The 22,916-nt window shown below is 37.9% G+C and carries 23 protein-coding genes; 6 read left to right on the top strand and 17 right to left on the bottom strand.

Translation table 11 applies throughout. The annotated features are described in order from the left end of the window. Positions 1-15: 15 nt before the first annotated feature. Positions 16-804, bottom strand: a complete 789-nt coding sequence (locus N8A89_RS13115) for an alpha/beta fold hydrolase (RefSeq protein WP_281542651.1) — start codon at positions 802-804, stop codon at positions 16-18. A 225-nt stretch (positions 805-1,029) separates the two neighbouring features. Here N8A89_RS13115 and N8A89_RS13110 point away from each other — a divergent pair, with 225 nt between their 5' ends. Beyond that, positions 1,030-1,224: a hypothetical protein gene (locus tag N8A89_RS13110; RefSeq protein ID WP_281542650.1), complete on the top strand. Its 195-nt coding sequence runs from the start codon at positions 1,030-1,032 to the stop codon at positions 1,222-1,224. A gap of 3 nt (positions 1,225-1,227) precedes the next feature. On the opposite strand, the gene pyrF is transcribed toward N8A89_RS13110, so the two are convergent. From pyrF to N8A89_RS13065, 9 genes are all read right to left on the bottom strand, one after another. Further along, positions 1,228-2,049, bottom strand: a complete 822-nt coding sequence (gene pyrF / locus N8A89_RS13105) for an orotidine-5'-phosphate decarboxylase (protein ID WP_281542649.1) — start codon at positions 2,047-2,049, stop codon at positions 1,228-1,230. 24 nt (positions 2,050-2,073) lie between these two features. Further along, on the bottom strand, positions 2,074-3,150 hold the full coding sequence (gene prfA, locus N8A89_RS13100; RefSeq protein ID WP_281542648.1) for a peptide chain release factor 1: 1,077 nt from the start codon (positions 3,148-3,150) through the stop codon (positions 2,074-2,076). A gap of 55 nt (positions 3,151-3,205) precedes the next feature. Next, complete coding sequence (locus N8A89_RS13095) at positions 3,206-4,483, bottom strand: DUF3570 domain-containing protein (RefSeq protein WP_430681999.1); 1,278 nt, start codon at positions 4,481-4,483, stop codon at positions 3,206-3,208. 220 nt (positions 4,484-4,703) lie between these two features. Beyond that, complete coding sequence (locus N8A89_RS13090; RefSeq protein WP_281542647.1) at positions 4,704-4,913, bottom strand: DUF4266 domain-containing protein; 210 nt, start codon at positions 4,911-4,913, stop codon at positions 4,704-4,706. Positions 4,914-4,922: 9 nt separating this feature from the next. Then, positions 4,923-5,918 (bottom strand): FAD:protein FMN transferase, encoded by a 996-nt coding sequence (locus N8A89_RS13085; RefSeq protein WP_430681998.1) that lies wholly within the window; start codon positions 5,916-5,918, stop codon positions 4,923-4,925. Further along, positions 5,915-6,349 carry a thioredoxin family protein gene (locus tag N8A89_RS13080; protein ID WP_281542646.1) on the bottom strand — a complete coding sequence of 145 codons (435 nt, stop codon included), beginning with the start codon at positions 6,347-6,349 and terminating at the stop codon, positions 5,915-5,917. The genes N8A89_RS13085 and N8A89_RS13080 overlap by 4 nt, the downstream gene beginning before the upstream one ends. Before the next feature lie 30 nt (positions 6,350-6,379). Then, on the bottom strand, positions 6,380-6,823 hold the full coding sequence (locus N8A89_RS13075; protein WP_281542645.1) for a QcrA and Rieske domain-containing protein: 444 nt from the start codon (positions 6,821-6,823) through the stop codon (positions 6,380-6,382). Positions 6,824-6,872: 49 nt separating this feature from the next. Beyond that, on the bottom strand, positions 6,873-8,051 hold the full coding sequence (locus N8A89_RS13070; RefSeq protein WP_281542644.1) for an AIR synthase related protein: 1,179 nt from the start codon (positions 8,049-8,051) through the stop codon (positions 6,873-6,875). A gap of 68 nt (positions 8,052-8,119) precedes the next feature. After that, on the bottom strand, positions 8,120-10,306 hold the full coding sequence (locus tag N8A89_RS13065; protein ID WP_289644448.1) for a glutamine synthetase III family protein: 2,187 nt from the start codon (positions 10,304-10,306) through the stop codon (positions 8,120-8,122). A gap of 188 nt (positions 10,307-10,494) precedes the next feature. Here N8A89_RS13065 and N8A89_RS13060 point away from each other — a divergent pair, with 188 nt between their 5' ends. Further along, positions 10,495-11,511 carry a glutamine synthetase beta-grasp domain-containing protein gene (locus N8A89_RS13060; protein ID WP_281542643.1) on the top strand — a complete coding sequence of 339 codons (1,017 nt, stop codon included), beginning with the start codon at positions 10,495-10,497 and terminating at the stop codon, positions 11,509-11,511. A gap of 54 nt (positions 11,512-11,565) precedes the next feature. Here N8A89_RS13060 and N8A89_RS13055 read toward each other — a convergent pair whose 3' ends face one another. From N8A89_RS13055 to N8A89_RS13030, 6 genes are read right to left on the bottom strand one after another with little or no spacing between them, the layout of a single operon-like run. Then, positions 11,566-13,176, bottom strand: a complete 1,611-nt coding sequence (locus N8A89_RS13055) for a carboxypeptidase-like regulatory domain-containing protein (protein ID WP_281542642.1) — start codon at positions 13,174-13,176, stop codon at positions 11,566-11,568. A gap of 9 nt (positions 13,177-13,185) precedes the next feature. Beyond that, a complete protein-coding gene (locus tag N8A89_RS13050) occupies positions 13,186-13,782 on the bottom strand; it encodes a hypothetical protein (protein WP_281542641.1) in 597 nt (198 codons plus the stop codon). An 11-nt stretch (positions 13,783-13,793) separates the two neighbouring features. Next, positions 13,794-14,783, bottom strand: a complete 990-nt coding sequence (locus N8A89_RS13045; protein WP_289644447.1) for a carboxypeptidase-like regulatory domain-containing protein — start codon at positions 14,781-14,783, stop codon at positions 13,794-13,796. A 3-nt stretch (positions 14,784-14,786) separates the two neighbouring features. Continuing rightward, on the bottom strand, positions 14,787-16,373 hold the full coding sequence (locus tag N8A89_RS13040) for a carboxypeptidase-like regulatory domain-containing protein (protein ID WP_281542640.1): 1,587 nt from the start codon (positions 16,371-16,373) through the stop codon (positions 14,787-14,789). Positions 16,374-16,376: 3 nt separating this feature from the next. After that, on the bottom strand, positions 16,377-17,981 hold the full coding sequence (locus N8A89_RS13035) for a carboxypeptidase-like regulatory domain-containing protein (protein WP_281542639.1): 1,605 nt from the start codon (positions 17,979-17,981) through the stop codon (positions 16,377-16,379). A gap of 13 nt (positions 17,982-17,994) precedes the next feature. Further along, positions 17,995-18,933, bottom strand: a complete 939-nt coding sequence (locus tag N8A89_RS13030; RefSeq protein WP_289644445.1) for a calcium/sodium antiporter — start codon at positions 18,931-18,933, stop codon at positions 17,995-17,997. A gap of 155 nt (positions 18,934-19,088) precedes the next feature. Here N8A89_RS13030 and N8A89_RS13025 point away from each other — a divergent pair, with 155 nt between their 5' ends. The 4 genes from N8A89_RS13025 (at position 19,089) to N8A89_RS13010 (ending at position 22,285) form a co-directional block, all read left to right on the top strand. Continuing rightward, a complete protein-coding gene (locus tag N8A89_RS13025; protein ID WP_281542638.1) occupies positions 19,089-19,448 on the top strand; it encodes a BlaI/MecI/CopY family transcriptional regulator in 360 nt (119 codons plus the stop codon). Beyond that, a complete protein-coding gene (locus N8A89_RS13020) occupies positions 19,448-21,316 on the top strand; it encodes a M23/M56 family metallopeptidase (protein WP_281542637.1) in 1,869 nt (622 codons plus the stop codon). The genes N8A89_RS13025 and N8A89_RS13020 overlap by 1 nt, the downstream gene beginning before the upstream one ends. Positions 21,317-21,462: 146 nt before the next feature. Then, the gene (locus N8A89_RS13015) at positions 21,463-21,690 is read left to right on the top strand and encodes a hypothetical protein (protein WP_289644443.1); all 228 of its coding nucleotides are present in this window, start codon (positions 21,463-21,465) and stop codon (positions 21,688-21,690) included. Positions 21,691-22,144: 454 nt separating this feature from the next. Further along, entirely contained in the window at positions 22,145-22,285 is a 141-nt protein-coding gene (locus N8A89_RS13010) for an SsrA-binding protein (protein ID WP_281542635.1), read from the top strand. Here the strand turns inward: N8A89_RS13010 and N8A89_RS13005 are convergent. Beyond that, complete coding sequence (locus N8A89_RS13005) at positions 22,282-22,794, bottom strand: adenine phosphoribosyltransferase (RefSeq protein ID WP_281542634.1); 513 nt, start codon at positions 22,792-22,794, stop codon at positions 22,282-22,284. The two genes, N8A89_RS13010 and N8A89_RS13005, sit on opposite strands and share 4 nt — an antisense overlap. Positions 22,795-22,916 lie beyond the last annotated feature (122 nt).

Raw genomic sequence — 22,916 nt, 5'->3', positions numbered from 1 at the left:
AAATTTGAAACTGAATCACCTCCCTTCTATTCCCACTAGGTATCCAATAACCATTCTATTAAAAAGTTGGGGCTGCTCTACGTTTACAACGTGACCACAATCCTCTATAATAAATAAGTGTGAATTATTATGCGAGGTCGCAATCTTTCGAATAGTAGGTAAAAAAAGATAGTCTTCCTCTCCCATAACATAAAGGGTAGGGATTTTGATATCGGCGGATCTAAAGAAACGCAATAATGGATTAATTTCCGAAGTAAGCTTAAACCACCTGATGAACTCCTTTTGGTATAGCTTTTTGGCTTCCCGAACAAACAGTAGACGAGATTCTCTATGATTCCTGTTTGGCATTATAACAAATGCAAAAAATTTGTAGAGCCATATATAGGGCACAACAGATTTGAAAATAACACCGACGCGCATCAAGATTTGAGACCTTAAATTTAATTTCATAATCGCACCTCCCATAATCATGCTTTCTACACGGTGGGGATATTTTTCCGCCAAATTTCTAATCAGAATAGTTCCCAAAGAAATACCGATAAAATGCGATTTTTCTATTCCTTCGTAATCTATTACCTCTAAAATGTCATTGGTGATGGAATCAAAGGTGTATTGATCGTCAAAAGCGGCTTTCAAATTGGGTTTGGAATCTCCATGCCCCCTTAAATCCAAAAGCAGTACATTAAAGTGGTTCTTGAACTCCCTAACTTGCTTAAACCATATGGAGGAACTGCCCCCGGCTCCATGGACGAAGGTTACCCAAGTTTCAGAACTATCATGTTTGTATTTGGTATAGTTTAGCAAAGTGTTCTTTTTACTCGAAATAAGAGCAAGGCACAATGTATCGATTCTTTTCTAAACCTCAGTGATTTAAGAAAAAAATAACAGCTACACTCCCGCTGTTTTAAATAATAATCAGGGTTTTTGTTAAAAAAAAAGACAAATTACCTGATTTTTAGCTGTATGACTAATAGCACCACATCTAAAACCTGATTTCGCACGTATATTTGTAAGAACAAAATTATTACTATGGAAAATCAATATTGTAGGGTTGGAACAGTTACCCCGATAGCGGCAAACGCTGATGCAATTACACTATTAGAATATCAGTATCAAAATTTTTTGGACAAGGCTACGAATATGCAATATTCAGATACCCACCTTGGCGAATTTTTTGAGCAAAAAGCTCAAAAATTGAAAAGGTTACTGGAAAGTTTAGTCTAGTTATTAACCAACCTTGGCTAATTCTTTTTCCATTTGCATTTGAAGGTCTTGTGCATTCTGTTTGGCGGCATCGGCATAGTCCGTTTCTCCGGAAGCATATATTATTCCTCTAGATGAGTTTATCAATAAACCGATATCACTGTTAAGCCCATACTTGCAAACATCCTGTAAGCTGCCCCCTTGAGCTCCAACACCTGGCACCAGTAAAAAATTGTCCGGGATAATTTGTCTTATCTCCTTTAAGTATTCCGCCTTTGTAGCACCCACTACGTACATTAGATTTTCAGCACCTTTGTAACTTAAGGATGTTTTTAAGACCTCCTTGTACAATTCCGAATTTTGTATTTTTTTAGTTTGAAAGTCCAAAGCACCCGCATTCGATGTAAGTGCCAATAAAATGGTATGCTTATTTTTAAATTCCAAAAATGGTTCTACGGAATCCCTCCCCATATAAGGAGCTACAGTAATGGAATCAAAATCCAAGTCTTCAAAAAATGCCTTGGCATATCTGGTAGAAGTATTACCTATATCTCCACGTTTTGCATCTGCAATGGTAAAGATTTCCGGATATTTTTCGTTTAAATAGGTAATGGTCTTCTCCAATGCAGACCAACCTTTAACTCCGTAGGCTTCGTAGAAGGCAGTATTCGGTTTATAGGCTACGCATAAATGATGGGTAGCGTCGATGATACCTTTGTTAAAAGAAAAAATAGGGTCTTCCTCATTTAAAAGGTGCTTGGGAATCCGGTCCAAATCAGTGTCCAGACCTACACACAGGAAAGACTTTTTCTTTTTAATTTGAGCTATTAATTCTTGTGTGGTCATGTAAGGGTATCGGTTCTTGGGTAACTAGAAAATTTCTGAGGCCTCTTTTAGCTTCTCCGTATTTTCTACAAGACTTAACTCATCGATAATTTTTTGAATGTCCCCATCAATTATGTTTGACAAATCATAAAGTGTTAATCCTATACGGTGGTCTGTGACCCTTCCTTGAGGATAATTGTAGGTCCTAATCTTAGCAGAACGGTCACCGCTACTTACTTGCGAATTACGTTTCGCCGCATCTTCTTCTTGCTTTTTGGCCAGTTCCATATCATAGAGTCTGGAACGCAAAACTTTGAACGCTTTATCCTTGTTCTTATGTTGCGATTTCTGGTCTTGGCATTGTGCCACCAAACCCGTGGGTATATGTGTTAATCTAACTGCAGAGTATGTCGTGTTTACAGACTGACCTCCTGGACCAGATGAGCAGAAAAAATCAATACGAACATCTTTAGGGTCTATCTGTACGTCAAAATCCTCAGCTTCCGGAAGTACCATAACCGTGGCAGCGCTCGTGTGTACCCTGCCCTGCGTTTCCGTTTGTGGAACACGCTGTACCCGGTGTACGCCAGCTTCAAATTTTAAGGTACCATATACATCGGTCCCAGTAACCTCAAACTGTATTTCCTTATAGCCGCCACTTGTACCTTCGCTTAAATCTATCACATTGGTTTTCCAGCCCTTACTTTCGCAATACTTGGTATACATTCGGAATAGATCACCGGCAAAAATACTGGCCTCGTCCCCTCCTGTTCCCGCTCTTATTTCTACGACTACGTCTTTAGCATCCTCCGGGTCCTTAGGGATAAGCATCAATTTAATTTCTTCCTCCAAAACAGGAAGTCTCATTTTGGCCTCTTCCAATTGCATTTTTGCCATTTCCAACATTTCCTCATCACTACCATCACTTATAATTTCTTCCGCTTCGGAAATATTGTTGGTCAGTTCTATATATTCATCCCTTTTGGCAACAAGTGCTTTAAGGTCGCTATATTCCTTGGTCAACCCTACATAACGTTTCTGGTCAGCAATTATATCGGGTTGGATGATAAGGTCTGAAACCTCATCAAAACGTTGTTTTACAATGTTTAATTTGTCTATCATTCGCTTACTTCACTTGTAGTGCGAATTTACGATAAATTTAAAGACCTCCGCTGCCTTAATCCGAAACGAAAATTGTTCCTAACGTAAAAATAAAAGCGTCTAGACCGTCGCTCCTATCATACTTATTAAAACGAAGATCTATTGTCTTTAGCCCGAACATAAAAACCTTGGCCGTGGTGAAAATATCCTTGTAACGAGCCCCTATTCCAAATTGATTGGCGTTGTAACCGGACAAATCGTAATCGGAAGTATAAAAATTTAAACTGGAGCCTGCCTCTTCCTTGGGGTAAAAATAATCGGCAGCCGTTTGCGTGTAGTATCTATAACTTGGATAGATGGTAAAGGCGTCATTAATTTTAATTGGAACCTCTAAATTAGCGGTGTGGGAGTTAATTCCCCAATCATCACTATAGAATCTATAATACGATCGGATGACAAACCTATCCCCTAGAAAATAGTTTAAACGTGCACCAAGTGGGATTTTAAAGCGTGTCTCCGGAAGTCGCTCTACATCGTCCGCCAATTGAAATTCCTCAATAAAGAAATCGGCCACATCACCAAAATATACTCTTTGAAAAGGTGTGCTCAGCAACCCTTGCTGGCTTACGAGGTCCATAAATACGGAACCTTGAAGCCTCTTGCTTAGTATTTGAGAAAATGAGAAAGAAACGGAATAAGAATTTCTTGTCTCACTCTCAAAAGTCGTAAAATTAGGACTATAAACCCCATTGCCCGTTATCCTGTTATCTGAAAAACCGTTCCTAAGTTCAATTGGATACTGCGGATTCCATTTATCCAAGAAGACATTGGCACTTATACCTATTTCCGTATTCTTTTCATTGAATAGGCGACTATAACCACCTCCAAAACCAACAGAGAAATAATCATATTCCGACGATATATAGGCGTTGGCACTTATAATTGAATTGCGATCATCGGAGCTATGCTGATAAGAAGGATTGAAATAGGCCAGCACATCCTGTCTTGACGCTCCAGAAGAAGCACTAAATGGACTGGTATTATTATTTGGATTACCGTCCAGAGGATTGACATTGCTGGAAGACGCCGAAGTGTATGCCGATATACCGGCATCTACGGTAAGCACATCATCGGGGTTCATAGGAATTTTCACCACAATACTAGAAGTAGCATCTGTTAATTCCTCAGTTCCTTCACCTCCCGTAACCGCAGCATTTCTCCCGTCCTGTCCATAGTAGCTGAAAAGTAAATTAATCTCTGTAGCCTCCAAAACTCTTTGTTGATAGGTGGAGTTATCCTGAGAAAACCCATAGAAGGTTATCAAAAAGAATAGGCTCGTATAAAATAATTTCAATAGATGGTTATTTATTCAGTAACATGAAAGTTTACTATTTCTATTTCACTTTATTCCAATGTTTACGATGCCGGATTCAGCATCAATCCTAAAAGTATTTTTTATACGTGGTCAAAATGTTTCGAGCAAATTCGGTCACGACCACAAAAGACCCCTCGACTTCGCTCGTGGTAAGTTCGGTCACGACCGGACATTTCGCTGCGCTCATATTTGGTCTACCTTAATTACAACCGCAACCGCCGCCCGTTTTACCGCCATTTGCTCCTGCCGACCCTTCTCTATAAATTTGAAAATTGGTCTCAAAACGCTCTGGTCCCTTTGCGGATAGCTGCATCTCATCGTCATTTAAATACACCTTCTCGTACTCCCTTACAGCAACACAAGAAGTGCAAAAGATTGCAAAAAACAAGTAAAGAAAGGCTCTTTTCATAACTTGAAGTTAAGGATTATTATCGAACATTATTCCGCTACTTTTATGAATCTTGTTATTGGAATCCACAATTATTACTTCGGTAACAGGTAACTGGTTAATCAGTGATAATCCCGCATTTGTTCCCATAATAAAGATTGCAGTAGCCAAGGCATCGCATAGCTCCGCACTTTTCGCAAAAACCGATACACTATTAATTCCGGAAGATGGATAGCCAGAACGGGGATCAATTATGTGGGTATATTTTTTCCCGTTAATAATCACATATTTCTCATAATTGCCAGAAGTTGCCACCGAAGACTCTAGAATGGGCAACCATGAAAATATTTTATCCTTACTTAACGGATTCGCAATTCCAATCAACCATTTTTCACCGCTTGCCTTGGTTCCCCATGCCGTAAGATCGCCCGCGGCATTAATTATACCGGCAACCACCTGTTTGGAAACCAATAATTCCTTTGCCTTATCCGCCGCATACCCTTTTCCTATGGCACCGAAAGATATTTTCATACCTGGCTCCTTAAGAAAGACCGTATTATCTTTATGGTTTAAAATTATTTTTTTGTACCCAACCTTAGAAACAGATTTTGCTATTTCCGCACGTGTGGGCATTGCTGTCATGGAACCATCAAATTTCCAGATTTTATCCATGGACGAATAAGAAATATCAAAGGCGCCGTCCGTAATTTGCGAAATCTGTTTCGCCCTCTCAATGAGCTTAAAGAGCTCTAAACTTACTTTGACCGGTTTGATACCAGCATTTTTATTGATTAAATAAGTTTCAGAAGATTCTTCCCAAGAAGAAATCATCTTTTCTATCCTTCTAATTTCCCCTACGGCTTCCTGAATATTAATATAACCCAAGTCTTCATCCACGGAAACCACGGTAATATCAAAACGACTGCCCATGAGCTTAAAGGTCTCCTTCACCGTGACATAGTTTTTATCTTGGCTTAACCCTATAGTGCTGCATAGCACAAAAAATGATAAGACCAAGGTTTTCACTTTAAAAAGGAATTTATGTGTGAAATGTAGTCTTCAACAGATTTTCTTTGATATCCAAAACTACCGAGCACTTTTTCCTCTGAGTCCAACAAAACTACTAAAGGAAAGTAGCCTTTTGGATTAAACTTTTCGGCTAGAAGTTTATTCGTCACAGTTAATTTGGGGTCAAGGCTATTAGCCTTTTTTCTCGGAAAATCGGCCTTGTACAGAATTAGGTTGTCCTCGGCAAATTGCTCAAATTCTTGGGATTGAAAGACAAGTCTGTCCAGTTTTATACATGGCGCACACCAATCAGATCCCGCAAAAACTAGAAGAATGGCCCCACCAGATTCTTCAACTTTAGATTTAGCAGCATCATAAGTTTCCTCCCATTTTTGCGAAAACGAAAAAATGGAAATGAAGAAAAATACTATAAGGAACTTTGTTTTCAAGATTTGAGACTTTGGGGTAAGCGATTTCTATCATTCAAAAACCCGGAGAATATCTCCGTTCAATTCTGTATTGTATATTTTAAGAGGTTTTGCTGTGCTGTTAGGTATCGTATTCAAAGGAGAACCATCCTGACCAAAACGCGATCCGTGAACATCACAATAAAAGATTCCACCATCTTGGGAAATAAACCGTACCTGATCATAATTTTGATGACTACACACCTGTGTAGCAGCCACAAACTCCCCTTCTAAATTTTTTACGACAACTACAAGATTCTTCAGGATAAAGCCGCCATTGTTTGCCAGCTTAGCTCCCTCTGCCGAATTTAAATCAACTGTAAAATCCACACCTACAGGTGGCTCTACAAGGTTACCATCTATCGCATCATCCTTACTACAGCTTCCCAAACACGGAAACGTAATGGCAAATGCAGCTCCTGCCCCTAAACTTCGTAAAAACTCTTTTCTTTCCATAACAACATATTTATTATTAAGAACGAAGTATTGGACCTATTCGTATACCTTAGTACACAAACGTTCCGTAGTCACTGATGATCGTAAGTTTTTTTGAATCGGCTTTTTCTACCCGTCCAACGAGCTGTGCATCAACACCAAAGCTCTGTGAGATAGCAATCAAATCTTGTGCCACTTCTGCATTTACATACAATTCCAACCGATGACCACAGTTAAACACTTGGTACATTTCTTTCCAATCCGTACCAGATTGTCCTTGAATTAATTTGAAAAGTGGGGGGATGTTAAAAAGATTGTCTTTTATAATATGTAAATCTTCTACAAAGTGTAGAATTTTTGTCTGTGCACCACCGCTGCAGTGCACCATTCCGTGGATTTGTTCACTCGTATATTTGGCTAAAATTTTCTTTATTATTGGCGCGTAGGTCCTTGTAGGTGACAACACCAATTTACCTGCGTCCAAGGGTGAATCCGCTACTGGGTCCGTTAGTTTTGTATTTCCGGAATACACCAAATCCGATGGAACTTCCGGATCAAAGCTTTCCGGAAATTTTTCAGCAAGATATTTAGAAAAAACATCGTGTCTAGCCGAAGTCAAACCGTTACTACCCATGCCCCCGTTGTACTCTTTTTCATAGGAAGCTTTCCCGAAAGAAGCTAAACCTACGATTACATCTCCGTCTTTGATGTTAGCATTATCAATAACCTGTGAACGTTTTAATCGCGCAGTGACGGTAGAATCCACTATAATTGTACGGACCAAATCGCCTACGTCCGCAGTTTCACCACCCGTAGAATGAATGGTAATTCCATGTTTTTTTAAATCGGAAATCAACTCCTCGGTACCATTGATTATAGCTGAAAGTACCTCCCCTGGAATTTTATTTTTATTTCTTCCTATCGTCGAGGATAGCATAATGTTGTCGGTTGCTCCAACACATATCAAATCATCAATATTCATGATTAGCGCATCTTGGGCGATACCTTTCCAAACCGAAATATCCCCTGTTTCCTTCCAATACATATAAGCGAGAGATGATTTTGTTCCCGCACCGTCTGCATGCATTACCAAACAATAATCCTCATCCCCCGTTAGATAATCCGGAACAATTTTACAGAAAGCCTTTGGGAATAAGCCTTTATCAATATTTTTAATGGCATTGTGCACATCTTCCTTAGATGCAGAAACACCTCTTTGATTGTAACGTTCACTTGCGGTTGAGGACATAAGATTTGTTTAACGCAAAAATAGAGGAATCCTTAAAATAGCCCACCTGTTGTGGGTTGTTCTTACGATTATTTTATGAACAATAGTTCCCTATACTTGGTTAAGGGCCACAATTGATCATCAACCAATCTTTCAAGCTTATCACAGTGTTGTCGAATCTCATTGAAATAGGGTAATACATCATTGCAATAGGACATGGCCTTTTTCTTAGTGTCGGTCATAGTATTGGCCTTTTTCCGGGCTTCGGTCATATCGTCCGTCTCTTTCTTAATACTTACAACGTGTTCGGCTATTTCTTCAATCATGGTTAATTGTCCCTCTGAGAATTTTTTATGAGCCGCACCATATATTTCCTTTAGTCCAGAAACATTGGTAATCAATTTATTTTGATATGCCAAAGCAGCTGGCATTATATAACCGTAGACCAGCTCGTTGTATACCCTACCTTCAATTTGTAAATGTAAAATATAGGCCTCTAACTCAACTTCTTGTCTCGCCGCTATCTCCACCTCACTCAACACCTTCATCTCCTTTAAAAGTGATAAGCTTTGTTTAGCTGTCAAAATATTAAGAGCATCGGGCGTGTTTCTGTTATGACTTAGTTTTCTCTTCTTGGCTTCATTCTCCCAATCCTTGCTATAACCATCGCCGTCAAAACGAATCCGCTTTGAGGTTTTGATATATTCCCGTAAAACATTGAATATCGCCTCATCCTTTTTAAGGTTTTTCTTGTCTATTAAGCTATCTACTTCCTTTTTAAAATCTTTGAGCTGCTTGGCAACAATGGTGTTTAAAATAGTCATGGGTTTGGCGCAATTGGTCTTTGCCCCTACCCCTCGCATTTCAAATTTATTACCCGTAAAGGCAAACGGAGAAGTTCTATTGCGATCTGTGTTATCCAAAAGAATTTCAGGTATTTTGCCAACTACGTTCAATTTTAGCTCCGTTTTTTCCTCTGGGGATAATTTACCTTGGGAAACACCTTCCAACTCGTCCAAAACACTACTTAACTGACTACCTATGAAAATAGAAAATATGGCTGGCGGGGCTTCGTTTGCGCCCAATCTATGGTCATTACTGGCAGAAGCTATAGAGGAACGCAAGAGTTCCTCGTAGGTATCCACGGCCTTTATCGTATTTATAAAAAAGGTAAGAAATTGCAGATTTTTCATTGGTGTAGAACCTGGACTCAAAAGATTTACACCAGTATCCGTTGCCAGGGACCAATTATTATGTTTTCCTGAACCATTTACCCCTTCGAACGGCTTTTCATGAAAAAGCACCTTAAAACCATGCTTATCGGCCATCTTGTCCATCACATCCATTAAAAGCAAGTTGTGGTCTACCGCCAAATTGGCCTCCTCGAATACAGGAGCTAGCTCAAACTGATTGGGCGCAACTTCATTATGCCTGGTCTTTACAGGAATTCCAAGTTTGGTGCACTCTTTTTCCAAATCGCTCATAAAGCTGAGCACACGACTTGGTATGACTCCAAAATAGTGATCATCCAATTGTTGTCCTTTAGCAGCGGTATTACCCACCAAAGTTCTTCCTGTTAGAATAATATCAGGACGTGAATGGGCAAGGGCTTTATCTATTAAAAAATACTCCTGTTCCCAACCTAAGGTAGCGTTGACTTTACTAACATTTTTATCAAAGTACTTGGCCACTGCCGTGGCGGACTCGTCAACAGCGCTCAAAGCCCGTAATAAAGGTGCTTTATTGTCCAAGGCTTCACCTGTGTAGGAAACAAAAATCGTTGGAATACACAAAGTCGTACCATAAATAAATGCTGGTGAGGTGGGATCCCATGCGGTATAACCTCTAGCCTCAAAAGTATTTCGGATGCCTCCACTAGGAAAACTGGAAGCGTCGGGTTCCTGTTGTACCAGTTGCCCGCCACCAAATTTCTCCAGAGCAGTTCCGTCCGGTAAGAGGTCAAAAAAGGCATCATGCTTTTCTGCCGTGGACCCTGTCAAAGGCTGAAACCAGTGCGTGTAATGCGTTGCACCCATAGATATGGCCCAACCTTTTATAGCCTCCGCTACTTGGTCCGCCATTTTCCTATCTATTTTAGATCCAGAAAAAATGGCGCCTTTTACGCTTTCCAAAGCATCTTTAGTAAGATACTGGAGCATCTTTTTTTCATTGAAAACATTTCGGCCAAACAAATCCGACCGTCTTCCTTTTTCCTCAATAGCTATGGGAGCTCTATTATGGCTTTCTTTAATCGCTGAAAATCTTAATATGGACATAGACTCTATTATTAATTCAACAAAATTACGTTCTTAAATTATAAATTTGATAAAATACCCAATAAAAATAGGGGGCTATTCGCAATAAGTTCATTTTTTAAAGATTTACCCCCTAAAAAATTCATAGAATACAACAAAAAACATATTTTTGTTCGTCGTTTATTACAGAAACATAACTACCACAAATTATGAGTAAAACAAAATTAGAATACATCTGGTTAGATGGTTATTTCCCAACGCAAAACATGCGAAGCAAGACTAAAGTTGTCAACGACTTTGGAGGTAAATTGGAGGACTGCCCAATGTGGTCTTTTGATGGAAGTTCAACAAGACAAGCCGAAGGAGGCTCCTCGGATTGCTTGCTAAAACCCGTTGCAATTTTTCCTGACCCAGCAAGAAAAGACGGTTTTTTAGTAATGAATGAAGTTTTAAACGCAGATGGAACGCCTCACGAATCTAATGGAAGGGCGACTATTGATGATGACGATAATGATTTCTGGTTTGGTTTCGAGCAAGAGTACTTTATCATGGATACGGCAACGCAACTACCATTAGGTTTTCCAATCGGTGGTTATCCTGCACCACAGGGAATGTACTACTGCTCCGTTGGAGGTAAAAATACCCATGGAAGGGATTTGGTCGAGGAGCATGCGGATCTTTGTATTGCAGCAGGTATCAACTTTGAAGGGATCAACCAAGAGGTGGCTTCCGGACAGTGGGAATTTCAATTATTCGCTAAAGGCGCTAAAAAGGCTGGAGACGAGATGTGGGTTGCCCGCTATTTACTTGATCGATTGACAGAACAATACGGTTTCTATATTGAATACCATCCAAAGCCTTTAGGAAAAGATATGGATTGGAACGGATCGGGAATGCACGCCAATTTCTCCAACACTACACTGAGAACATGTGGAGATAAAGCTACGTATGAAAAGATATGTGAGGCTTTCCGCCCTGTTGTAAAAGAACATATTGCCGTTTATGGAGAGTTCAACGATCAACGTTTGACCGGTCTTCATGAGACAGCGTCCATTAATGACTTTAGCTATGGAATTTCTGACCGTGGCGCATCTATCCGTATTCCTATCGCAACCGTCGAGAGTGGTTGGAAAGGATGGTTAGAAGATAGGAGACCTGCTTCTAACGGAGATCCATATAAAATTGCAGGAAGAATCGTTAAAACGGTAAAGAGCGCAGACGTATAATAAACCTAAATTAATTGTTGATTTTAGAAAGCCTTAGAAAAATTCTAAGGCTTTTTAGTTTTTGAATGTTGGCAAGGGGGTATTCATCCAATATTCATTTTTCATTTCCAGCGCGGATATTGGTTGCTCTGGACTGTCCAAGGGTAAGTTTTTAAGCATCAAATTGTTCATGTCTTCAACCATATTCTCCCCAATCTTAGCCTCTTGGGTAAAAAATTCCCGGTATTGGTGAATGTACTCCCATTTTCTTTCATCCAATTTATTTCCTAGGCTGTCTTTAATATCCCCATAGCCGTACTTTACATCAGAGACCTGTAAATCCTCTCTTTCTAGAAATAAACCTTTAAATAGATGTTCGGCCCTTTCATAGCCCACATGTGGACAAACGACAAAAGTGCGCTCATCTTCTCGAAACCAGAATTCTTTAATGGGTACAAAGTCGTTTTTATAGCTAATTTTAAAATCCCTCGTTTTTATGTTATCCAGGTCTGCCGGAATTTTATTCACCCGGATCTTAAAGGACTTATCCTCTAAATCGATAACAAACTTGGATTTGAATTCAGCTGGTCGCTGCAACATCACCTTATTATAGAATGAAATGTAGTTTAAAATCATTTTCTCGCTTGGGCCACGAATGTATTCGGTATTTATGCGGTACAAAATCTCATTCGCCATATCTTCAAATCCGTCCGAGTACCGCTCGGATGCATTTACCGCAATGCTATAATCTCCTGGCTTTTTTCTTTTAAAGACGGTATAGTCCAATTTATGAATGGCAAAATCGTCCGTGTTTATAAAAATTTTACCTTTTGCCAAATAATCACTATTTCGGAATGATAATTCGATTTCATAAATGGACTCTTTGTTATAATTGGATTCATTAATCAATTTAAATCTATGATTTTCAACAAAGTCAGAAGCCAGGTTATCCACAAATGAAAAAGACTCAATGCCATAATTTCGTATGGCATCATGAATAATTAGGGTAATGAATTCGTTACCACCATCATTCTCCATTTTTGCGTTTGGAACCACCTTATTAAATTTTCTATAATCATAAGGCTGTTTCGCAAAGGAATCTATTTCAAAGTCGGGATTCTTACTATAGGAATAGATTTTATATTGATTGTAAAGATTATTTTTCCTTCCAAACCCATAATCCAAAAACTGAATAATAGCTTCGTTAAGATTGGTATACTCCTTATTTTTTATTTGATAATCGCGGTAATAACCAACTAGACGGAAATTATTGTCAGGAAAATTCTGCGGAATGCTGTTCACCGCTATTTTAACGATTTGTTTCGCACTCAATTCTTTGATGTTGGCAGATACAACCGCTTCTGTCAATTCAAAGGTCCCCGGCTTTAAAATGATGATATTGCTTTCCTCTTCTTTTAAATCCTGAACGGGAATCTCTTTGCTCTCAAAACCCATACAGGAAATGGATAGGATATCACCAAGAGTTTTATAACGTAACGGAATTTTGAATGTCCCATCAAAATTACTAATTACCCCTAAAGCCTTATCCTTAACCCTAATTGTCGCAAAAGGTATTGGTTCGTTCTGGGTGGCATCTACCAGTTGGCCAAAAATATAGTCCCGTTGTTGGCCAGAAGCCAAAGTCATGATGAAAAATAGCACTATTAACAGGTGATTTTTCCACATACGATAATTTTAATTTATTTTCTCCTGTAAGGGCGTATTCATCCAATATTCCCTATAATCCTTGGGCTTAACCATGGGCTGGTCTTCAAATAGTGGTTTTTCCTTATCCATAAATTGCCCATCAAAAGGGGCTCTGGAGTTCGGTTTTATACGTTGTGTGAAGAACTCCCTAAATTGTTGATACTCATGAATATCAGGTTCGTTTACCAGATTTCCGTAGACATCTCTAACATTTTCTATCCCTAATTCAAACATATTTTCTACTTCATTAGTTCTTCTTTTATTAATCAAAGCAGTTGTTTCTCCTCTGGTATTATTAAGTGCTTTTCTGAACTCTGCATCCCCAAATAATCTGACCGAATCCCTAAACACCTCTATTTTCTCAATTTTGAACCTTTCTTGTTGGTAAAGGATATCATAATTTTTAGCATTTATGGCAGTGAGAGAATCCACGGGATTGTTAAAATGCAATAAGTAATATCCGCCGGGCATATTTACAAGGGTAGAATCTAAAGCAAATTTTGGTGGTTTCCTTACTTCAAAACTATTGTGGAAAGAGATGTAATTCAAATACATTTTGTCGTCAATCCTCTGGTATTCGGTCATAATATCAAAGATTACTTTTTGTTTATGTCCGTGTTTGTTTTTTTCTTTTCCTTGTTCGTCCTCCTGTTATTGTACATCGTGTACTCCAATCTATGGATAGCATAATCCGACTTTGCTATAAATATTTCACCGTGCGCCCTATAATTGGGGTATCGTCTCCAAAACTTGATTCCATAAAGTGCCTCATTATCAGCATCGGAATCTTTACTTCTAAGAAAGGTATGATTTTCAATAAAATCATATTTTAAAGTTCCGATATAATCGTAGGAGAATGCATTATAGTTTCGAATAGCATCGTGTATTCTTAATATTCGAAACTCATTGCCTCCGTGAGCACCTAGATAGGCCTTTCTAATTATTTTCTTATAATTATCATAATCGTAGGACATTCGCGCCATGGTGTCCTGTTTGAAATCCTTGTTCAATTCAAAATTAAACACTTGAATCTCAGAAGTGGGGTCATCCGATTGGTCAAATCCTTGGTCATAAACTTCCATTATTCCTTCATTGAGATTGATGTACTCGCCTTCATTGAACTGGTAATCCCGATAGTAACCTATTGTTGAAAATGAAGTCTTAGGGTAGTTACTGGGAATGGCGTCGATCGCCCGTTGCACTATTTGCTCGGCGCTTAGTCTTCTTCCCCTTTTATCCTTCGCCTTAACCACCGCCTCCTGCAGACTTATGGCGGACGGATTCAATGTAATTATATTAAGTCCCTCTTGCGAAAAGCCCGTAATAGGTATTTCCTTGGTTTCGTAACCCATGGACGATATCTCAATGATATCCCCGTATTCTTTGTACCTCAACGGAATCCTGAAACTACCGTCTACGTTGGTGATGATGCCCAAAGCCCTGTCCTTGATCCTAATGTTGGCAAAAACTACCGGTTCACCAGTGGAGCTATCCTCAATTTTACCTAAAAAAAATTCATCCTGCTGAGCACTGAGCCATGCAGCGCAAAAGATAAAAACTATCCAAATATTGGTTCTTAGCATCATAGTTTATTTATTAATGGATTTAAGTGGCGTATTCATCCAATACCCCTTAACATTATCAGGTTTTGTTATAGGCTGCTCCTTAAAAATAGGAACATCCTTTTTCATGAACAAGGTGTCCTTTAGAACACTACCATTTGGTTTTATTTCTTGGACAAAGAATTCGCGAAACTGCCTATAGGTGTCGTATTGCATCTCGTTTACTTTGGTGCCTTTTTTATTCTCTACATGGGTCACCTCCACGGAAAAAATATTCGAAAAATCAATTCTTTTTCGTTGTTTCGTTTCCATTTGCAACACTAAATTGGTAAACTCTTTATCACTCAAATCCGGATAAACTTCCACCTCAATATCAAAAACCTTCACTTTTTCGATTTTTAATCTATTTCCATTTAAACGGATGTTATAGTTGCCTTTACTTGCTGCTGTTTTAATATCCACAAAGTCATTGAACTCTACCACGAAGCAACGTTTAGGACCATCTAAAAGAACATCTTCAACGATAAACTCAGGAGGCTTACCTACTTCGAACGTATTGAAAAAGGAAATATAATTAGGGTACATTTTGCCATATTTCCGCGCGTACTCGGTAGTGACTTCAAAAATAGTTTCATAATTATCGCCTTGTTCGTTCAATTTTCCCTCTTCCATTTTGCGGTATCTATCAAAAACTTCATACTCCATTTTATGTATCGCATAGTCCCTTTTGGATATATAAATCTTGCCATATGCAACATATTTTTGAAGAGACTGACTAAAGTTGATAGTGTACAAAACTTCGTCGCCTAGCCAGATATCATCTTTCTTGTTAAAAAAATGATTATCTATAAAATCTTTCTCCAATACATTTATGAAATCAAAGGAGTTGATATTATGATTTCTAATAGCATCATGAATGCGTAAAATAGTGAACTCATTACCACCATAATTATATAAATAGGCTTTGTCTATAAATTTTTTATAATACTTATAGTCATACTTAAATTTACCCTCGAAATCTTGTTTGAAATCTTTATTGTTTAAATAGTCATAGATTCGGATTTTAGAGCTTAAATGGTCGTTCGCTAAAAAACCTTTGTCCACCACTTCAAAAATGGCTTCGTTTAGATTAACATAATTATCTTTTCTTATTTGATAATCCCGATAATATCCAATAGCGGCAAACTCGCGCGTGGGATAATTTTTAGGAATAGCCTTAATTGCTCTGCGCACAATCTGTACTGCAGATAATTTTCTGGGCTTCTTGCCTTTTACCACAGCTTCGGTAAGCGAAAGAACACCTGGGCTCAAACGAATAATATTAATATCCCTTGGGGATAATTTTAATAATTCATACTCCTTTTTCTCATAACCCATTGAAGATATTTCTATGGATTCCCCAGCCCCTCGGTAAGTCATTGGTAACCGGAAACTACCGTCCATATTGGTAATGACGCCTCTTGCTTTATCTTTTATCCGCACTGTGGCGAAAATCACTGGTTCCCCTGTGGTGCGGTCTAAAACCCTACCGCGTAAAAAATTATTGTCCTGGCCAATTATTGTTTTGCTGCAAAGGAGCAGAAAGCATATCCATATATTTGGCCTTAAAAGCATATTCTAATTGTTTGTTGTTTTCAGTGGCGTGTTCATCCAGTACTCCTTAAAATCATCTGGTTTGTGAACAGGTTGGTCCTCAAAGATGGGCTTTCGCTTGTCCATTACTAAATTTTCCTCCGGAGCATTAAAATTAGGCTTCGTTTCCTGCACAAAATACTCCCGGAATTGATTGTAATCCTTATATGTCCATTGGTTTAATAGATTACCGTCCACATCTCGGATACCGGAGACCTCGAATTCCAGTACTGTATTTAAATCCAATCTTTTGTTGCTTATGGTTTCCAATTCTCCAAACATATTAGTCAAAAATTTTTGATTCATGGCAGGAATTAGTACAATTGAGGAATCATTTAGAACGTACATTTTTTTGAAATCGATTTTTTTATTCCTGAATTTAAAATCGTACCAATTATTATTCTCAATGTTATTATCTAAGGCAATTTTGTTATTGAAGTTAATTACAAAAAATCCTTTGGGAGCGGATACAAATAAATCCCGAATAACGAATTTTGGGGGAATATTAATTCGAAAAGTATTATGAAAGGATATATAATTAAGGAACATTTTATAATCTACACCTCGTTTATATTCCGTAATGACCTCAAAAATTAAACTGCCTTTAATTCCTTTTTCCCTTAGTTCTAAATTTGAATTTCGCTTCCTATCATCATAAATAGCATACTCTAGTTTATGAATTGCAAAATCATTCTTGGAGATGTATAAAAAACCAAGTGCTTCATAATCTGGATAAACCTTTTTAAGTCGAATTGTATACAGTTGTTCATCTTCGAAATAAGTATCTGAAAGCTTTTTAAATGAATGATTTTTTAGAATATCCCCATCATTCATATTATTAATAAAATCATAGCTGTTCATTTTGTAATTACGAATGGCGTCATGCACACGTAGGATTTGAAACTCATTTCCCCCATAAGGCCTTAAGTATGCATTATCTATAACTTTACGCCTGTTTTTATAATTATAAGAATCATCGGCCAAGCTATCTCTTCGGAAATTTTTATTCTGTACATAGTCATAAATCCGCGTCTTCGTTGTGGCCGTATCTATCTCATAAAATCCCGAATCAAAGACTTGCAGTAAGGCTTCATTTAGGTTTACATAGCCCAAACTATCTTTTTGGTAATCTCTGTAATATCCCTTACTGGTAAAACTTTTTGTGGGGTAATTATTGGGAATGTTCTCAATGGCCTTACGTACAATTTGGCGAGCAGACAATTTCCTTGCTTTCTCTCCTCTTACAATGGCTTCGTTTAATGAAATCACTCCGGGCGTCAAACGAATGATATTAATATCCTTTGGTGATAATTGTAATAATTCATATTCTGTTTTCTCGTAACCCATAGAGGATATTTCTATGGATTCACCCGCCGCTCTGAAGTACAGCGGTAGTCTAAAACTACCGTCCGTATTGGTTACAACTCCTTTGGCTTTATCTTTTATCCGTACTGTGGCAAATACAACAGGTTCACCTGTGGTCTGGTCCAGTATTTTACCTCTTAAAAATTCTGAATCTTGAGCTGATACCGCACAACCCATCCCAAACAAAAGAAAGAAGAAGACAATCTTAATGGTAAATATGCGCATATCCAAGGTTTGGTCAGCCAATGGTAGTGTACACAAAAGCTAAGTAAATTCCCACAAGAATTATGCCATCTCGCCAACCTAAACGGAGACCCTTGGGAAAAAAAACTAGCGGAAGGATAAGAAACGATATCGCCAACATCCAGAGAATATCATTGGTCAACAAGCCTTGATCAATAACATTTATGGGTGTTATGATTGAAGTGATACCTAATACGGCAAGAAGATTGAATATATTAGAGCCTATTAAGTTACCCAAAGAAATTGCCTTTTCTTTTTTAAGAATTGCAATAACCGATGCCGCCAACTCCGGAATACTGGTTCCCACGGAAACAACGGTGACCGCAATTACACGCTCACTTACTCCAAAAGCGGTTGCCAGACCTACCGCTCCATTTATCAACAACTCGGACCCGCCCCATAAGGCAACACCACCTAGCCCAAGAAATAAAACGGTCTTATACATGGGTAGCGAGACCTCGATTACCCCATCCTCTTCCAAGACAGCAGGTTTTTGAAAACGCAACAAATACACTAAAAATAAAAACAGGCATACTACCATAATTATCCCTTCATATTGCTGCAGGACCCCATCAAAAAAAATAAAGAAGAAAAATAGCAAAGAGGCTAACATCATTACGGGCCAGTCCGTGGTGTAAAAGCTACGCTTAACGTCGATACTGGATAGAAGTACGGTTATCGCCAAAACCAGACCTAGATTAGCGATGTTGGAACCTATCACATTACCCAGTGCCAAATCTGGAAACCCATCCAGGGCCGCATTAATACTGACGATAAGTTCTGGGGCGGAAGTAGCGAACGAAACCACGGTCATCCCAATAACTATTTTGGGAACATTTAACTTCAAAGACAGGTCTACGGCCGATTTCAAAAGCCAATTCCCCCCTGCTATGAGTAAAGCAAGTCCGCCTAAAATAAAGAATGCATTTAGCATTGTGGTGTTTTAACAAATATAACAGAACAAAACTAGATACCCTCAACCTAGCTACGCACTAACACTACTATCAAACTATATAAATAGTTAAATAACTGTAAATTTAGTTGTATAACTATAAAAATAGTTATAGGTTTGGAATAAATTGTAGTAAGATGCAAAACTTGACCAACAAAGAGGAGGAAATCATGAAAATTCTTTGGAAGCTAGAGAAGGCTTTTGTAAAAGAGATCATGAACGAAATAAAGGGCGACAAGCCTCATTACAATACCCTGTCAACCATAGTTAGAAATTTAGAGGAAAAAGACTATGTGGGCCATGAAGCCTTTGGGAAAACACACCGATACTATCCATTAGTTACAAAGGAAAAATACCGAAAGAAGTTCGTCAACTCCAGTATGGTAGACTACTTTGACAACTCCTATAAAAATTTGGTTTCCTTTTTTGCAAAGGAGGAGAAAATTTCGGTCGAGGAACTAAAAGAAATCATCAACCTTATTGAAAACAAAAAATAATGGAAGCCTTTTTCGAGCATTTAATCAAATCGTCCTTCATTCTTCTTCTCTTTTTGGTTACTTACCACGTATTCCTAAAAAGGGAAACCTTTTTTACAAGTAACCGCCTTTATTTAATAGGTGGACTTTTAACCTCCTTTATTCTGCCATTTGTAACCATTACTAAGACGGTTTTTGTTACACCAACGTCAATAACTTCGGCGGTACCGTTAAATTCTGAAGTACTCATAGCTTCCAACCAATACCCTACAGTCTTTGATTGGAACAACCTTTACTTATCTATATATCTTCTCGGTGTCTGCTACTTTACCATAAGGCTCCTACTTCAATTACGAGCCGTCCAAACCATTAAAAGGAACAGCACCATTATAGCCCAAGACAATTTATACCATGTACATACTAAAAACCAGATTTCACCATTCTCGTTTTTTAGACATATTTTTTATCATCCGAAACAGTTTTCTCCGAACGAACTGAAAACCATTATCACTCATGAAAAGGTACATGCCATTGGGCTACACTCCCTGGATATTCTCTTAACTGAGATAATTTTCGTTCTGCTATGGTTCAATCCCGCAGTATGGAATTACAAAACCATAGTGAAGCAAAACTTAGAATTTTTGGCGGATGCTGAGACTTGCGCCACTTCCGAAGATAAGCGTCATTACCAATACCTTATGTTGAAGCAAGCCACCAATAATCATAAAATAACGATAGTAAACCCATTTTTTAATTCAATCATCAAAAAACGAATAGTCATGTTAAATCAGACTCAATCCAAAAGAATCAATCTCATCAAAATTTTAATCGTACTCCCCTTTTTAGGTATCTTCTTAGTTGCTTTTAATACTAAAGAGGTCGTGAAGTTTGCAGACCAGCCCAAAGAAGATTCCGCAGGGATTAATGAAACCCCAATTTTTGTAAGCCCCTTAAATCAGGATGACCTCCAAAAAGTATCGGCCCGTTTTGGTCCCGTAAAAAATCCGTTTTCGAAAGAAGTAGAAATGCATACGGGCATTGATATGGTAGCCGCAGCTGGGAAAAGGGTTTCTGCAAGTGCCGGTGGTAAAGTAGTTGCAAGTAAAGAAGACAAGCGTAACGGGAACTATATCCTTCTTGAGCATAAGGATGGCTTTAGCACTAAGTACGCCCACTTAAAAGATAGGGCGGTGAAAATAAATGACATTGTAAAGTCGGGTGACATGATTGGTCATGTAGGAAATACTGGAAAATCGACCGGAACTCATCTTCACTTTGAGATTTTAAAGTCTGGCAAAGCTTTGGACCCCATGAGTTTCATCCCGATTAAAATGGCACAAAAGCCAACAACTTCTATAACAAAAATTAAAACCAATACCATAGCTGGTGAACAAATTGAATTGGTCATTGACAAAAATACTTCAGATGCGGAGCTTCTAAAGATTAAAGCTGATTTGACAAAAGAGAACATAGATTTTTCATACAAGACCGTACGTAACGAAATGGGAGAAATACAATCCTTGTCACTTCAAATAGCCAGTGCGGAAGGATCTTCAGAAAAATTTAGTACTTCTTATGAATCTAGGCTTGATGAAAATGCTATTAAACCAACCTATATATCTATAAATACTGACAATAATAGCATATCTATTGGAAGCGGTAAAACCGTTTCACATGGCTCAAAACCCCTTACCAAGGTCTGGGTCTCCGATAATGATGATTCCGATTCAAAAGAGATTATCATTAAGAAAATTAACGGTAAGAAAATCGTGACCATAAATGGCGAAGAAGTGGATGAAGAGGACCTGGAAGATGTGGACATAAACATAGAGGAGGACACCAACATATTTATTACCGATGATAAAGAGGGTTCAAAAAGAAAAAAATAAAGGTAACTAGAAGTAACAAAGGTGAGGGTGAAAATCATATTTACATTCATTCAGATTCTGATGATGAGAATGACGTTCATGTTATTAGTAAGGAAGGTAATGGGTTTTTCTTCATTGATACAGATGGTGAAAAAAATGAGCTTTTCATGGTGGATGGTAAAGCAAGTAATGCAAAAAAAGTAAAAGAGATGGCTCCTGAAACTATCGAATCCATCAATATTCTTAAAGGTGAATCTGCTATAAAAAAATACGGGAAAAAGGCTAAAGACGGTGTGATAGAAATAACGACCAAAAAAATTGAAATAGCTTTATTTTTCTCAAAAACCTTACGACCGACTTTAAAACTAGAGTCGGTCTTTTTATTTCAAATTTAATGAGATTACAAAATTGATGCTTTTTTTGTTTAAAAATCGCTTTGAGAACTAAAAAATCAACAAATAAGCCCCTTCAGTTATAATAATATTACACCATAACTCAATATTTATCTTACGTATTATAACTCATACGTAGAAAGAAGTTTACAAATTTAAATCTTATTCATTTTTAAGGTAACAATAGTGTATTCAAATCTATCTATTTAACTGAAAACATTTGGACTTAAGAATCTTTCTCCTATATCTTATCTCGCAATTCAATAATCAAGAATTTTCACATAACCTTAAAACAACGATGTCATGATAACTTTAGTTAAAATATTAATCTTCCTAATACTGTCTATAGTTCTTTATGTTATGTAATAGAACCCTTTGAAAATACCTCTTGAAAGAACGTGATTAAAGTCACGTTTTTTATTTTGTATTTTTACTCCAACCAACTACCCAAGAAAGTATGTTCAAGATTCTAGCTAAAATTAATAAGGTTCTGTTTCCTTCCTACGCTAAAAGGCGGTTGGACTTATCAAAGGCCTCAAAACTACAAATGGCAATAATAGGTTGGAGATACTATGTAACCATACGCGCACTCGATTAATACTTTAATAAAGACTTAGTTTCATATCCTTTCAACTTATCCCTCCCATGAAGAAATTCCAGTTCTATTAGAAAATTCATTTGAACTACCTCCCCACCTAATCTTTCCACTAAGTTACAAGCAGCACTGGCCGTTCCTCCTGTTGCGATTACATCGTCGTGTATAAGGACTTTATCTCCTTTTTTAATGGCATCTAGGTGTATTTCTAAACTATCTGTACCATATTCCAAATCAAAAGACTCGCTATAGATAGAAGATGGTAGTTTCCCGGGCTTTCTAACCGGAACAAAACCAGCATTCAAGTTTTCGGCCAGTACTGGACCGAAGATGAATCCCCTGCTCTCCATACCAATTACCTTGTCTACTTTGATATCTCCAATTAATTCCAGCAATAAGGCAATACTTGCTTTAAATGCTTCAGCATCGCTTAATAAAGGGGTAATATCTTTAAAAAGTATACCTTGTTTTGGAAAATCGGGAATATCCCTAATGTAGCTCTTTATATCCATGTAATATGCTAGTCTTAATTTTGCGGTAAATGTAAAAAGAAATATATTTGCAGCCCGTTAATAGGGATATTTGAGCGTTTGTGATATATATTGTAGAAGGTTTGAAGCTCAGATAGAATTTC

Origin of the sequence: Maribacter aestuarii (assembly GCF_027474845.2) — a bacterium.
Taxonomy (GTDB): domain Bacteria; phylum Bacteroidota; class Bacteroidia; order Flavobacteriales; family Flavobacteriaceae; genus Maribacter; species Maribacter aestuarii.
The sequence above is the reverse complement of the archived record's forward strand: the minus strand, read 5'-3'. Positions and strand labels throughout refer to the sequence as shown.

Coding starts and splice junctions, on each gene's coding strand:
- N8A89_RS13025 (WP_281542638.1), top strand. CDS start 19,089: ATGCAAAACTTGACCAACAAAGAGGAGGAAATCATGAAAATTCTTTGG.
- pyrF (WP_281542649.1), bottom strand. CDS start 2,049: ATGACCACACAAGAATTAATAGCTCAAATTAAAAAGAAAAAGTCTTTC.
- N8A89_RS13020 (WP_281542637.1), top strand. CDS start 19,448: ATGGAAGCCTTTTTCGAGCATTTAATCAAATCGTCCTTCATTCTTCTT.
- N8A89_RS13050 (WP_281542641.1), bottom strand. CDS start 13,782: ATGACCGAATACCAGAGGATTGACGACAAAATGTATTTGAATTACATC.
- N8A89_RS13005 (WP_281542634.1), bottom strand. CDS start 22,794: ATGGATATAAAGAGCTACATTAGGGATATTCCCGATTTTCCAAAACAA.
- N8A89_RS13045 (WP_289644447.1), bottom strand. CDS start 14,783: ATGATGCTAAGAACCAATATTTGGATAGTTTTTATCTTTTGCGCTGCA.
- N8A89_RS13055 (WP_281542642.1), bottom strand. CDS start 13,176: ATGTGGAAAAATCACCTGTTAATAGTGCTATTTTTCATCATGACTTTG.
- N8A89_RS13060 (WP_281542643.1), top strand. CDS start 10,495: ATGAGTAAAACAAAATTAGAATACATCTGGTTAGATGGTTATTTCCCA.
- N8A89_RS13015 (WP_289644443.1), top strand. CDS start 21,463: ATGGTGGATGGTAAAGCAAGTAATGCAAAAAAAGTAAAAGAGATGGCT.
- N8A89_RS13075 (WP_281542645.1), bottom strand. CDS start 6,823: ATGGAAAGAAAAGAGTTTTTACGAAGTTTAGGGGCAGGAGCTGCATTT.
- N8A89_RS13030 (WP_289644445.1), bottom strand. CDS start 18,933: ATGCTAAATGCATTCTTTATTTTAGGCGGACTTGCTTTACTCATAGCA.
- N8A89_RS13035 (WP_281542639.1), bottom strand. CDS start 17,981: ATGCGCATATTTACCATTAAGATTGTCTTCTTCTTTCTTTTGTTTGGG.
- N8A89_RS13070 (WP_281542644.1), bottom strand. CDS start 8,051: ATGTCCTCAACCGCAAGTGAACGTTACAATCAAAGAGGTGTTTCTGCA.
- prfA (WP_281542648.1), bottom strand. CDS start 3,150: ATGATAGACAAATTAAACATTGTAAAACAACGTTTTGATGAGGTTTCA.
- N8A89_RS13090 (WP_281542647.1), bottom strand. CDS start 4,913: ATGAAAAGAGCCTTTCTTTACTTGTTTTTTGCAATCTTTTGCACTTCT.
- N8A89_RS13110 (WP_281542650.1), top strand. CDS start 1,030: ATGGAAAATCAATATTGTAGGGTTGGAACAGTTACCCCGATAGCGGCA.
- N8A89_RS13065 (WP_289644448.1), bottom strand. CDS start 10,306: ATGTCCATATTAAGATTTTCAGCGATTAAAGAAAGCCATAATAGAGCT.
- N8A89_RS13010 (WP_281542635.1), top strand. CDS start 22,145: ATGTTCAAGATTCTAGCTAAAATTAATAAGGTTCTGTTTCCTTCCTAC.
- N8A89_RS13040 (WP_281542640.1), bottom strand. CDS start 16,373: ATGCTTTTAAGGCCAAATATATGGATATGCTTTCTGCTCCTTTGCAGC.